The sequence below is a fragment of the Bifidobacterium sp. N5G01 genome, from assembly GCF_002742425.1.
GTDB lineage: Bacteria > Actinomycetota > Actinomycetes > Actinomycetales > Bifidobacteriaceae > Bifidobacterium > Bifidobacterium hominis.
Window position 1 is genome coordinate 1 of record NZ_NJNP01000003.1, and the last position, 14,208, is coordinate 14,208.

Genomic DNA, 14,208 nt, shown 5'->3' on the forward strand with positions numbered 1-14,208 from the left:
CCGTCATCCCGCACGCGGCGTCGCTGCATCAGGCTTGCGCCCATTGTGCAATATTCCCCACTGCTGCCTCCCGTAGGAGTCTGGGCCGTATCTCAGTCCCAATGTGGCCGGTCGCCCTCTCAGGCCGGCTACCCGTCGTAGGCTCGGTGGGCCGTTACCCCGCCGACTACCTGATAGGACGCGACCCCATCCCATACCGATATAATCTTTCCCGACACCCCATGCGAGGAGTCGGAGCATCCGGCATTACCACCCGTTTCCAGGAGCTATTCCGGTGTATGGGGCAGGTCGGTCACGCATTACTCACCCGTTCGCCACTCTCACCAGGCAGCAAGCTGCCTGGATCCCGTTCGACTTGCATGTGTTAAGCACGCCGCCAGCGTTCATCCTGAGCCAGAATCGAACCCTCCACAAAAAACCTTTCATGAAGAGAACCAACATGTGACTCTCAAAAACAAAGAAACCGACATCCGTTTATAAGGAAAACGGACTGTCCGCAAAAACCCCGTCCCGTTTGACCGGCCTCCCGGCACCCACGCCAAACACGCGGGCCGTAAGACGGACTGGCAATCATTGACTATAAAGAAGTAGTACAAATACGCTTTTGAGTTCTCAAACCACCACCACTCACCCACCTCAGGGAACCCCAGCCGGGGAACCACTCGCTGAGCGGCAGCAAGAGATAAACCTACAGCACAACGGCCGGCAACGCAAATCGGACATCCACGAACACCACGAAAACCATTGAAAACACTGGACTCCACCGGCGTGTCGAAAACACGGGAAAAGCAGGCAAGGAACACCATCGCGCGGCAAAAGACCGTCGGAAAAACCTCAAAACACCCCACCGCAAGCCAACACCCGGGCGTGTCGGCACCACGACACCACATCTGCAACCAACTCCGCAACCAGCCATCCACACATCAGCCGAGATGGAAAAGAGAAGAAGCAAGCAGAGGAAGAAAGGAAGCAATAAAAAGAACCGCACCCAGATCGTTAATCTGAACAAATTCAGATCTCAACTGATCGAAAGTGCGGTCTCACATATGCGCGCGCAGGCGACGGCAGAACAAGGCAGCGCAGCCAAAAATCGATTAATCGGCGCATCCGAAACGGTAGAGAGCCCAGCCCTGGCCATACTGCGAATAATCGGCAACCTTTACCAACGTGCCGTCATCCACATACGCATCAATCAATTCCTCATTATGGAAGGAATCGTATTGGGCGCGATACGGGAACGACTGCAAGCTTTGCGCTTGGTCGCCCATCGTAAGAAAGTACTTCGGAGCGTCGGTCAGCGGACATACCGTGCCAAGCACCTGCTGCACATCGCCGGAAGCAAACGCGGTCTCCACTTTGCCGAACGGAGCGGGTGACACATCGGTGCGCGCATTGATGATCGGATACAGCATGTTCGCGTTGAACAGCGTCTCCGCATACATCGAACCGTTCAGCGGATCGGAAATGATGGTGGCCTGAGTGCCAGTACGTTCCGTGACCTTGCGCAGCACAATGATCTTCTGCTCGGTGAGCTGCTCGTTGGGGTCGCTTTGATCCAGGCTGGAATGCGCGATGATCGCGTCACGAACTGCAGTGCGAGACGGACATACGATCTGCGCGGAAACCGCAAGTATCGCAACTACGAGGAATGCGGCGATTGGGCCGATCCAATTAGAAATGAAAGAAACACTCTTCACGGAAGAAACAGCAGGCCCAGAAGAAAGAGAAGGAACGGAAGAAGAAGAAACACTATTCTTCGTGGAGAAGGAAGATACAAAAGGAGCGAAAGAAGCGGATGCGGCGCACGCGGAAACGCATTCGGAAAACGCGTTGACGCCAATGACAAGCAACGGCAACGCAACCAGCGGAAGCATGGTCACAATACGGTTTTCATCGCGATACCAAGGAGCGCTGATGATATTCGGCAGCGCGCCAACCAACGTGACCGTGCACACATAAACCAGTGTGACCAGCAGAAATGCGGCCATCAACGCGATCACGTCACGCAGGCGATCGTTGCGGCGAGGTCGAGATGGTTCGGACGATTCGAATAAGGAGACGTCAGCAGCATCGGAACACGAAACAGCCGGCAGACCGGAAGTGGGAACCGGGGAAACAGCAGGAGCGGGAACCGCAGTATCGGAAGCCAAAGCATCAGCATCAGCGGGAAAAGCGGGAGCCACAGTGGAAACAGCAACCGAAAGCGAATCCGAAAAGCGCACAACAGTGCGGCGGGAGACGCAAACGAAAGCGGCAACGGTTCCCGCAATCAGCAATAATGCGAACAAAATCGCAGGAAAACCGTCAAGACCATCCGTGAAACAGAACGAAATTGACTCCCACAAATTCTTGGACGGCTGATGGCTATGGAACCAGGAAGCGGGATTCGCCCAACGATCCGATTTGAACGACGTAAGCATCAGGGCCACAAACGCAACCGCGCCGACACACATGGCGATAAACGCACCCAGAATCAGCTTCCACGGCAAACGCAACACAATAAACGGCACCAGAATCAGAGCATACGTGAATGCAATACGCGGGTGCGCAACCAAACAGATCACGCCTGCAATTGCAGTAATCGCAAGCCATTTCACTATATGCTCGCGTGCGGAGATCTCATCGAACAAGCGCAACGTGGCAGCGATAAGGAACGGCAGCAGCGAAGTGGCGAAACCGAATGCGATCAGCGGGCCGGCACTCAGCAGTCCGTACGGATGGCACACCGAGCTGACGGCAAGCACCGGCACGAACAGTCCAAGCAGATTCTGCAGAACGAAAGTAGCGTCGAGAGTGGCGTTATATTGCTGATTTACAGCTGACGATGCATGCTGGTTTGAAACATTCGACGATTCAGATACGGACGACGATTCAGAAGTAGGCGATGCTTGCGAAATACGTGAAATTGGATTGCCGCGATTCCAACGTTGTAGAAAATACCTGCACAATACCAGCATTCCGGAAGGAAAAATCACGCCCGAAGCGATGATCCACGTGATATTGAATGCCGCGTAAATCGAACATTGCACGCCGAACAGCACCGCGATTTTAATCACGAAATAAGCGCAAATGTGGAATAACGGCGGATAAAACGAATTATGAGGCCACAAATGCAATGCCGCCCCCAAACCTTCGTCAAGCAGGCGGCGAATGAAATAGTAATGCGCGGGGGCATCGCTGCTGGCAATCGGCGTATTCCACACCGTGGAGGGGAACCACGCAATCACCAAGCATAACGCGGACACGATGCCGATAATCGACGTAAGCCACGGCAATAACGCGCGGAGCGACGCCGAATGCAGCATAGCGGGACGCCATCGCAGATCACATTTCCGCTCGGACGGGCCGCCCGTGGCCAAGCTGTTCTGCCGAGACCGAGTCTGCGCATGCGTCTGAATCGAGTCATGATCGGCCGTAACGGAACCGGCATTTGTAATCTGTTCGGAAGTCATCAATTCCATCATAGCGAGCGCCGCAACCATGCCCAACGGTCGATTTTCAGGAATCATTCAGACTTCATGCAGGGGTATAACAGTGTTGCGCAAGAAAACAATCACGTTGGAAGCCCAAGATAATTTCACGGGACGCACCATGCGCTACGGGCCTGCCTTGCTGCGGAGCGCGCGTCCCGGCCAACGCTGACGTCGGCATGCGCCGGCGCGCAATAACAGAGAACTGGAGAAGTACCGCATGTTCGTTCTCAAGAACGCATGGGCGGCGCTCGGCCGCGTCAAATGGCGCACCGCGCTGATCGCCCTACTCGCACTACTGGTGTCTTTCTCGGCTGCCGTGGATCTGGCAGTCATACGAGCAGACAACACCGCCAATAATGAAACATACCAGTCGCAGAAAGCCACTGCGGTAATTCGGCCGACCGCGCAAACCAAAGCCAAGCGCGACGGCGCCGATTCCAGCTATACCGACAAATACTTGACGTGGGAAAAGTACGGCACGTACGCAACGGCCGCACAGAACAGCAGCGTGACCTTCGAATACACATTGGCAACGTCAGTGCCGGTGCGTGAAAGCAAGTCGTTGCAGGCGATCGCCGCGAAAAGCGATACCAGCGAAGACAAGACCGGCGGCAATCTGACCCTGCAAGCGTTCTACACGTTGGATGCCACGAAAATCAACGATTACGGCTACTACAAAGTGGTCAAGGGCAATCATCTGAGCTATAAGACGCAGAGCGACGGCGTACTCATTTCGCAGGCGCTAGCCGATAAGAACAATCTCAAGGTCGGCGACAAGGTGACGGTCGGCAATCCGTCGAAGGCTTCCGAAACGTACACATTCACCGTGCGCGGCATTTACGAATATGACAGCGACGTGCCTGAGGGCAACAGTTCCGACGCAAAATACGCGAAGGACAATCGTGAAAACGTGATCTACACGACGTATCTCAACTTCGCCAAGAACGGGCTTGACACGACGGGGGCCACGGGATGGGGCGTTCCGAATCTCAATATCGTGTTCTCGCTGGCGAATCCTTCCACGTACGACAAGTTCGTGCGCGCGGTGAAGAAGGCCAAGTTGGACACGAAGACATACGAGATCACCTCGCCGTCGCTTACCGCCTATAAGAAGTCGATTGAGCCGCTTGATTCCGCCGCTTCGGCCGCACGCATCGTGCTGTTGGCCGTGACGATCGTCGGCGGAATCGCGTTGCTGGCATTGATTGTGTGGGCGGCAGTCGGCGGTCGGCGCGACGAGATCGGCATGGCGATGATCACCGGCGTGACCAAGGGCCGTTTGGGATGGCAGTTCATGCTGGAAACGTTCATGATGACGGTTCCGGGTTGGATCATCGGTTTGGTTGCCGGCGCGCTATTGGCGAAGCCGATCGGCACCGCGTGGGCCGGCGGGCAGACTGTGGCGATCACGTCCGCTTCAGTGTGGAATGTGATCTGGTGCGGCTTGGGCGCATGCCTGGCGCTTGGCATCGTGGCGTTCGTGCGCGTGGCCTGCTTCAACTTGAACCAACTGTTTGAGGAACGCTCGGAGGTGACGGCATGAGCGACAATATGAACGATAAGAACGAAAACATCGACGAGACCGTGGTTGACGAGACCGCTGAAGCCGAGGCAAGCGAGACCGTCGATGATACTGCGATCGGCGATATTGCAGATGACGCATCTTCCGCAGATTCCATTGAATCCATCGATTTTACGGTGATGTACGACGATGACAATGCAGATATCGAAATTGCGGAAAATGACGATGCTGCGACTTCCGACGATGCAAATGACGACGACACTGCAGCGGTTGCAGACAACGATACCGCAGATGCCGACGAAACCGCCGACGCTGCAAATGACGTTGCGGATACCGAGGATGACGATTCGGACGTGGTGGCGGGTAACGCGAATCAAGTGAAGGAAACACTCGCTTTGCGCTCTTCCGACGAACCGACCGTACTGGAATCGCATGAAACGGTGAAAGCCGATTCCGTGACCAGCGTTTCGTCACAGCTCGACAATGAAATCAAGCGCAATCGCAAAAAGGATGCGTTCTTCTTCAAAACGAATCCGACATTCGCGCTCGATCATGTGACCGTGACCAATCGCAAGACCGGCCGCAATATTCTTGACGACCTGTCGTTGTCGTTCCATGCAGGCTCCACGCATGCGGTGCTTGTGGACGCGGAGGATCGCGAACAGCATCAGGCATTGCTGGCCACCATGGTCGGCATGGTGCGCACGGACCGCGGCAATGTGATGCACAAAAGCGCCAACCTGAGCGACACCGAACCGGTCGAAGTGCTGGGACACCGCATCGGATTCATTCCGCAACGTTTCGCTTTCCGCCCCGATCTCGACGCGGAAGGCAATGTGCTCTACGCCATGGATGCATCGAACCGCAACTTCCTCAAGCCGAAGCCTGTGATCGCCCGCGAACTGCTCAAGCGCGTGGGCTTCGACGAGGTGACGTCCGGCCTGGCAGTCGGCGAAGTAAGCGAACTGAACCAGCGTCGCGTGGCCATCGCTCGTGCGCTAAGCTGCGAGGCTGAGGTGATCATCGCCGACGAGCCGACCGCTGGATTGAATGCCGACGATGCGGCCGTGGTGTTGGATCTGTTGAAGAAGTTCAAGCGCGATACCGATCGCAAGCGCGCCATCATCGTGGTGACCACCAATCCGGAGGTCGCCGATGCGATGGAGCACAGCGTGGAACTTGACTAGCCGCCTAGTGCAACGGGCGCGCGAACATAGACTCTTTCGCGCGCCCATAGGTAAGCCCTTTGGAATTCTGGTTTTAGCCAAATCCCAAAGGGCTTACGTGTTCTGAAAGCGGTCTGCCCTACTCCGCGATACGCATGTGGTACTGCTCGGCAAGTGGCGTGACGTCAAGCACGCCGTATCGTTCGAGCAGCCGCAGCCATTCGCGCCTGTTGCTTTCGCCGAAACGGGCCGCTTTGCGCGCATAGGCTTCGGCAGTCAGGAACTTCGGCGGAATCGACTTGCTGTTGTACTTGTCGGCCACCATCACCACTTCCTGCTCAAGATTCATGGGCACATAGTCGGCCGGAGGCAGCGGCAATCCTTGCGATTCCACCGCTTCTTTGGTGAGTCCCACACCGGTGTGGTTGCGCGCGAACTGCGCGATGGACTCGTCAACACCCTCATTCAACAAATATTCGTAGCCTTTAAGCCCATGCCGCACGTAATTCGGACCGTCGAATTTCAGCGGCCCACCGTCGGAACCATCTTGTTTGAGCAAAAAATACGTGCCGATATCATGCAGCAGACCACCGATCACCACCAGATGCTCATCGATCAGCCTTGGCGGAACGGTTCCGCCCGTAAGCCCGTCCGATGATGGAATGGAAGGAATGCGAAGCATGCCGAACGATTCGTCTCCATTGCCATCTTGCGTAAGCCTAAGGCCGAAATCGCCCACTTTTTCGGGGGCATCGTCCGGTAGCGTGCAGCGACGGGTGAAAAGTGCGTTCTGCCTGCGTGCCATGCGACGTGCGATGTCGGCAACGACTACGCAATGTCCGTGAATCAAATCGTATGCGGCTTGCGATTGCGCGATTTTTCGATGCAGTTCGTCAACTTGGGCGAGTGTAGGAATATATCCGGTTGTCATACCGCCTATCTTAGGCGCTGTATGACGATTGCCGCATGCTGAATCCGGTCGAAAAAATGTCCAGAAATCCCAGATGAAAATTACAGTCGAAAATTACGGTCGAAAATTCCCAAGTACGGATTTTCAGCTTACGAATTTCAGATAGAACGCACGCGAAATGCGCCGGTACGGTTAGAAGCGACGATCATCCGATCGTTTTCCAAACGAGTCCAGCCATCTTCGGCACGCTGATCGAAACCGGAGCTGGCCACAACCACGCCCTTCAGCTGGCCTGCAGCCTGATCCGCTTCGGATTCGCCGAGCGCACGATAGCGCATCACACGATAGTCATGCGCCTGGTCGCCACGTCCGTACTGGTCATAGATTTCCACAATGCGCTTGGACGTGACCTCACGACCGGCCGCGCACAGAGCGATGAACTGGTCTTGGCTCTGAATCATGCAGTTGTAGCTGGATTTCGGATAGCTTTTGCGCAGTTCGCGCACTGCCTGCGCGACCGCCTCGTCGAGCGCGAAACCAAAACCGATGTACTGCAGAATCACTGCGAAGAAAATGGCGGAATCGGAACGGCCGCCGGTGGACTGCACGATATTCGGGTCGACTGGGAACGCACGGTTGGTGATGATGTTGCGACCCTGATCGTCGGAAATATCGCCATTGTGGATGAAGCTCAATCCGTTGGCGTAGAACGGCTGCTGGTTTTCGAGAATCAGCGGCAGGTTCGAGCTGGCCAAACGTAGGTGCCACAGGCCTCCACGGGCCGGAGCGTTGGCGAGCTCGTCGAAAATCGGATCATGGCGGGCCGCGATCGTGTTCTTGTAGATGGCGGTGCCGGTTTCCGGAGTGGGAGCGCCACCGTCACGTAGGTACGGCGACTCGCTCGGCACGGTGACCAGCGCGGAGCCCCAGCCATCGTTGTGGATTTCACTCAGATCACGGAAATCGCGTACGGTCTGCATGCCGAGCACACCATTGAGACTGGTGTTGCTTCCGGCTGCCGCGAATCCAAGTAATCTGCACATGGTTGATTACTCTACAGGGCTTGTGCTGCAACGCGCGCATATGGCTATCGACATTGCTTATAGCGTGCAAAAAACCGCGTGATTCCAACGATTCTTCGCGATAAGACCGTGCAAAACCTACAAAATGTCCCTACGAAAACGGGCTGCGCGACGATGGCAGAAGCGATCATCATCATGCAGCCCGTTTCACGGCTTGTTTCACACACGCTTTAGCCGCGGAGGACGCTGAGTCGCGAGGAACAGCGGCTGTATCTCAATCAGTGGATTGTAAGGCGCAAGGCCGAACCATTTGACCGGAGATCCCGCAAGACGACGGATCGCATACTTGATTTCCAAAGAAATCGCGCCACGCTGCGATACCTTCGACTCAGGCATAAGCGCCTTGTGAATCAGCACATATCGAATCGGACCGATATTCGGATCAGCATCAAGCTTCGGATAACGGCTTTCCTGCTTCGGCAGATCCCCCGACTTCGACAAATCGTTCATGATCTGATGAATGTAAGCCGGAATCGACTGAGAAACCTTGAAACCAAGCCGAATGCGAACACGGAACATGTAATCCGTGCCGAAATTCTCAACCGAATACTCGCGAGTGAACGGCTCATCAGCGGTCTCGACAGAAACCGCCCACCAAGCGCGGGCACGTTTTGGATGGTCGGCGAAAATCGAGAAGAAGATATCGGTATCGATACGCTTCATCTCCGGATCCGACGTGAGGTAAACGATATTGTCGGCAAAATACGGAATCGTATCGTCATCATGCAGCCGCTCCAGCACCGGCAGGCACTCGGCGGGCTGCATATGACGACGCTGCGCACGTTCCAGCTTCGTGCCTTCGTTCCACGTATACATGACCAGCAGAATCGCGAAGGTAAGCAGCATTGTGAACCAGCCACCATGCAGGAACTTCGCCATGGAAGCGAAGAAAAACATGAACTGAATCGCAAGGAACAGCACGGTGAATACGACCGCTCCGATACGACGCCCTGAATGCCAGATGTAGACGGCAAGCAGAATGGTGGTGGTGATCATTGTGATGGTCAACGCCAGGCCATACGCCGCGGAAATATGCTCGGAATCGCGGAATAGCGCCAAAACCAACAGCGTGGAAACGCAAAGCACCACATTGACCACAGGAATGTACAGCTGGCCGCGGGTACGGGCCGGGTAACGAACCTGAAGATGCGGCATCCAGTTCAGATGGGTGGCTTCAGACACCATCGTGAACGCGCCGGTGATCAATGCCTGCGAGGCGATAACGCCCGCGACCACGGAAAGCACGACGGCCACGTAACGCACGCTGGGCGTCATCATTTCGAAGAACGGGTTCAAACCGTGCGTGCGGGCATAAGCCGAATCATCCCAATGATTGAGCATCCATGCGCCTTGGCCGAAATAACAGAGCACAAGCGCGATTTTGATGAACGGCCACGTGAAATAGATGTTGCCACGTCCAACGTGACCCATGTCGGAATAAAGCGCTTCGGCACCGGTGGTTGACAGGAACACCGTACCCATGATGGCAAGACCAGCGGCATTATGGCTGCTGAACAGGAATCTGACACCGTACAAGGGGTTGAGCGCCGCGAACACGCCCCAATACTGACTGAGATTCGCCAAGCCGACAACCGCTAGGAACGAGAACCATACAAGCACGACCGAACCGAACACCTTGCCGATACGCTCGGTGCCACGCGACTGCGCAGAGAACAGTATCAGAATGATGGCCGCGGTGATCATCAGGGTCAGCTGCTTGTTTTCGGTAAAAAGTTTTTCAAAAGCCGGTAGTGTTTCCAAGCCTTCCACTGCCGAGCTGATGGACACGGCTGGGGTAAGCACGGAATCGGCGAGGAACGCGGCACCGCCGAGCATGGCGGGAATCGCAAGCCATGCACCGTACTTTCGAATCAACGAGTACAGCGCGAAAATGCCGCCTTCGCCCTTGTTATCGATGCGCATGGCAATCAACACGTATTTGACAGTGGTGATGAGTGTGATTGACCAGAACACCAACGAAAGCACGCCGAGCACGGCCTCGTGGTCAGCGTGTGCGAGTCCGCCCTGCCCGTTGAGGAACGTCTGCATGGTGTACAGCGGCGAGGTGCCGATATCGCCATATACCACGCCCAACGCCACGATCGCCATGGCAGGCGTGATTTTGTTTGGCCCGGATTGCAGACGGCTCCACCAGCGGCCGATGGGACCTTTGCTGGCCACCTGGTCAAGTTTGGCGGCCTCCTGCTGCTTCTCCTCGTGCTGCTTGATCAGCTCCTGTCGCTCTTCCTTGGTCAGCACCTTGTGCGAAACCTTCGGCGCCTGCGTGTATGTGGCTGCGTGAAACAGCGGCTCATCCTCGTTAGGCTCGTTAGCCATAACGCTACCTCCAAGTGGCGGGCCTTCCAACCCACTCCCCAAAATAAACGCAAAAAGGCACGTTAGGAGCCGTACGAAGTCTTGTCAAATCTTCACATTGTTTCTTGCGATTCTTGATCTCGAAAGAAGTAGACTTCCTGTGGGTTTTTTCCCTTTTGTTTTTCTCTTATTCTCTCTCATTTTCGGACAAATCGTTTCCGCTTTGCCGATTTTCGGAATTTGTTCAGATTCCGTACACTTCGCGCGTAGTCTTTCGTGTTGCCTGCGCGACTTCCGTCAGCGGTTTATCGAGATAATTCGCCAACGACTGCAGGGTGTAGGGGATCATGTACGGCGCGTTGGTGCGGCCACGATACGGCATCGGACTTAGGTAGGGGGCATCGGTTTCGACCATGACATGACTGAGCCCGACAATGCGTGCCGACTCGCGGATACCATCGTTGCCCTTATAGCTGGATGTGCCCGAAAGACTGAGATACCAACCGTTTTCGCGCGCTATCTCACCCATTTCGGCATCACCGGAATAGCTGTGGAACACGGTCCGTTCGGGAGCGCCGTCCGCCAGCAACGTTTCGATAACTTCCTTATGCGAGTCACGGTCATGGATCTGCATAGGCAGATTGAGTTCCTTGGCGAGCGCGATGTGCGCGCGGAAAGCTTCCCGCTGGAGTTCTTTGGCGGCTTCGCCGGTGCGGAAGAGATCCATGCCGGTTTCGCCTATGGCCACAACCTGATTGGGGTAAGTGATGGCAAGACGGTGTACTTCGGCCATGGCGTCTTCGAAGTTGGTGTCGTGCCAGGGTTTGTATTTGAGCGGAAGGCCGTCTGGTCCGGGCACTCCGCGATGACCGTGGAGCACGGATTCGTTGGGATGTATGGCGATGGCCGCGTGCACGGTTTGGGGGTGTTCACGTGCCATGTCGATGGCGGTCATGAGGTTCGGTAGTTCGCATCCGCAGTCGATGACGCCTTCGACGCCGACTTGTTGTGCTTGGTTCAGCAGTTCGTCGACGCTGTATACGGGGACTTCCGGTTGGCCTTTTTCTTGGGCTTCATGGCTCATGGCCCGCGAGAACGGCACGACGGACGCCACATGCGTGTGGTTGTCGATAACGTGCGCGTTCTCGGGAAGTGGTTGCGGTGCTGGCGCCCAGCTGCGGTCACGATGGTGTTTGCTCATGCCTCCAGCCTACGCTCGATGGCAGTCTTGCTTCGGAAGCCGCGTTATTCATCGATGGCAGTGGGATTAACCAACGCACCTCTATATGTTTTGCGATGTAGCGCTGAAACGCTTTCCGCGATTAGTCATGGAGGGTGAGGGTGGTGAAGGACCAGGCGGGGGCGGTGTAGATGCCGCTGGTCAGGTCAAGCGAGGTTCCGACTGGAACGGTTGGTGAGGACTTGCCGATTTCACCAGCGTACGGGTCGGCTCCGGCAAGCACAGTGGCAGTTGCCGAAGCGCGGGATTCCGCGGAAACACCAAGCTCGTCAAGCACCTGAGTCACATCCACTTCAGCTTCGGCATCGAGCGCGTTGACGATACGCACGTAAGTGACTCCCTCGGCATCGTTACGAGCCACAGTGACGGTACGACGAGGCTCTTCCGGCTCTTCAACACCTTGCGCAACAAGCTCTCCATCGATATACAGCTTCATGCTTTCGCCACGATCGGTCACTTCGATGCGCACCTGCCACACGGTTCCGGGGAACACTTCGTCCATGGACCATTCGGTGCCGTCGAGATTGTAGGCGGTGCCGTCGCGCACCACCTTGATTTCGAAGGCACGGCCGAGCGACGTGATGTTGTGGTTCTTGCCGTTGATGTCGCCGTGCACCAGCTGCAGACCCCAACGACCCTGATAATAGGTGATGGTGGCGTTGATGGTGTAGGCGTCGGCGTCGATGTTCAGATTCGTGGCTTTCGGACCGTTGCCCGCGTAATGGCAGTCTTCAAGCTCAATATGGCGACCATCAGCAGTGTCGACGCTGAAGTCGGTGATGTCGGCGCGAGCAGCGCCTTCCAAACGCAAGCCGACCGTCGACGGCAGTTCGCGACGCAGCGTGGTCTTGCCTTCCACTGCAACCGGCCATGCGGTATCGGACGTGGTAGTGGCATACATCTGCTGCACCCAGTAGCTGTACGGCAGGTAGGTACGTTCGTTGTCGAAGTAGATCAGATCAGGATTCCAGCTGTGATGCCCGTTCTTGGCAAACAGCGGCGCATACGAAGACATAACCACTGCATCGCCGTTCAATTCCATGCGACCCATGAACGCCGCTTCAGAAAGACCGTTGATCAGCTGTGTGTTCCACGAACCATACTCGCCCAAGTACACCTTCGGGCCTTCACGATCCGTGGTGTCGTAGTGGTCGAGATTGTGGAACCACCAGCTGGAAGACTGGTAGGAATGCTCGTCAACAATGGGAATACCGGCTTCACGTGCATACTGCCAACCAGCCTCATAGTCGGGGCCACTCGGAGCCGGACCGACCGTGCCAACCACAACAATATCCGGGTAGGCGGCCTTGGCCTCGTCGAAGATCTGCTGGAAGCGGTTCTTGAACACGTCATCGATAAGATCTTCGTTGCCAATGCCCAAATATTCAAGGTTGAACGGTTCCGGATGACCCATGGCGGCACGCTTGGCACCCCATTCGGTGGTTGCGGCGTCGCCATTGCAGAATTCGACCAAATGCAGCACTTCATCGATGTATGCCGGCATGTCTTTCTGCGCGATCGGCACCGGACCTTGGCTGGTGTTCTGGCAGCTCACGGCAGCGGGCAGCACCGGTAGCGGCTTCGCGCCAATGGTTTCGCACAGGCACAAATACTCGTAGTAGCCGATACGGAACGACTGGTGATATCCCCACAGGTTGAAATTGTGCGGCCGATGCTCAACATCACCGATGGTGCGATCCCAGTGGTACATGTTATCCATGCCAAGACCGTGGGTGATGCAGCCGCCCGGGAAGCGCATGAAGCGCGGCTGCAGGTCGGCGAGCGCCTTGACCAAATCGGGACGGAAATGCTTGAGCCCGTTGTAGGTGGTGCGTGGTTCGAGGGTAACGAAATCAAGATCAATGGTACCTTCCGTGGTGAAGGTGAGTCGCAAAGCGCCTTCATGTACAACGATGGCATTGCTCTCACCGGAAACCGTCAGCGAAACCTCTTGCTTACGCCAATCGTTGGAATCGACGGTGATATCTTGTTCTGCAATCGCATTTCCATCGTCGCCAATCAGAGCGACGGTGACGGGAAGTGCGGAAGCTTCGCAATTGTTGGAAATACGCATCCATGCGGAGAAATCGTAGGTTTCGCCGGCACGGAAGACCATGCCGTCCCAGCCGATATTTTCAAGCGAAGCCGGCGCCTGTTCGACTTCAACGGACGCATAGTGCGGGTTTTCTTCGGCTACCGGATTGTCGGTGAGCACGTCGAAGGCTGCGAAGGAGCCGGCAGGCACGATTTTGCGCCAGAAGCTGTAGTTGCTCCAGTCGGAGGAGTCGGCACGATTGTATTCGAATGCGCCGTTCTGTACGAGGTCGGCGTTGAGTCCGCCGTCGCCGGAGTAGCTGATGTCTTCGTAGAAGATGCCCCACAGGTCGGTGCTGATGTTGCGCACACCTGCCTTGTTGAGGGTTGCGATGATGGTGTCGGTCATGGCATTCCTTGTTGTGTTTGGTTGGTGGTTTGTTATTGAGTTTTGTTGGAAATTTG

The 14,208-nt window shown here is 55.9% G+C and carries 8 protein-coding genes and 1 rRNA gene; 2 read left to right on the top strand and 7 right to left on the bottom strand.

All coding sequences use genetic code 11. From position 1 onward, the window contains the following. Both CE168_RS05765 and CE168_RS05775 read right to left on the bottom strand, forming a co-directional pair. Positions 1-415: ribosomal RNA gene (locus CE168_RS05765) — 16S ribosomal RNA — on the bottom strand; the annotation flags it as partial. Positions 416-1,094: 679 nt separating this feature from the next. Next, on the bottom strand, positions 1,095-3,509 hold the full coding sequence (locus tag CE168_RS05775) for a DUF6541 family protein (protein ID WP_236824343.1): 2,415 nt from the start codon (positions 3,507-3,509) through the stop codon (positions 1,095-1,097). Between the two features lie 181 nt (positions 3,510-3,690). On the opposite strand from CE168_RS05775, the gene CE168_RS05780 reads away from it, so the two are divergent. Continuing rightward, positions 3,691-5,016 (top strand): ABC transporter permease, encoded by a 1,326-nt coding sequence (locus CE168_RS05780; RefSeq protein ID WP_099571520.1) that lies wholly within the window; start codon positions 3,691-3,693, stop codon positions 5,014-5,016. Then, positions 5,013-6,182 carry an ATP-binding cassette domain-containing protein gene (locus CE168_RS05785; protein WP_099571521.1) on the top strand — a complete coding sequence of 390 codons (1,170 nt, stop codon included), beginning with the start codon at positions 5,013-5,015 and terminating at the stop codon, positions 6,180-6,182. Before CE168_RS05780 ends, CE168_RS05785 begins: the two co-directional genes overlap by 4 nt. Before the next feature lie 118 nt (positions 6,183-6,300). Here CE168_RS05785 and CE168_RS05790 read toward each other — a convergent pair whose 3' ends face one another. The 5 genes from CE168_RS05790 to CE168_RS05810 all read right to left on the bottom strand — a co-directional run bounded on the left by CE168_RS05790 (position 6,301) and on the right by CE168_RS05810 (position 14,152). Then, positions 6,301-7,092, bottom strand: coding sequence for an HD domain-containing protein (locus tag CE168_RS05790; protein WP_099571522.1), 792 nt, complete (start codon positions 7,090-7,092; stop codon positions 6,301-6,303). 137 nt (positions 7,093-7,229) lie between these two features. Next, positions 7,230-8,114, bottom strand: a complete 885-nt coding sequence (locus CE168_RS05795; RefSeq protein WP_039199409.1) for a class II glutamine amidotransferase — start codon at positions 8,112-8,114, stop codon at positions 7,230-7,232. Between the two features lie 198 nt (positions 8,115-8,312). Next, on the bottom strand, positions 8,313-10,490 hold the full coding sequence (locus CE168_RS05800) for a KUP/HAK/KT family potassium transporter (protein WP_039199410.1): 2,178 nt from the start codon (positions 10,488-10,490) through the stop codon (positions 8,313-8,315). A 223-nt stretch (positions 10,491-10,713) separates the two neighbouring features. Beyond that, complete coding sequence (locus CE168_RS05805; RefSeq protein WP_039199411.1) at positions 10,714-11,670, bottom strand: TatD family hydrolase; 957 nt, start codon at positions 11,668-11,670, stop codon at positions 10,714-10,716. 121 nt (positions 11,671-11,791) lie between these two features. Continuing rightward, positions 11,792-14,152 (bottom strand): alpha-L-arabinofuranosidase C-terminal domain-containing protein, encoded by a 2,361-nt coding sequence (locus tag CE168_RS05810; RefSeq protein WP_099571523.1) that lies wholly within the window; start codon positions 14,150-14,152, stop codon positions 11,792-11,794. Between the last annotated feature and the right edge of the window lie 56 nt (positions 14,153-14,208).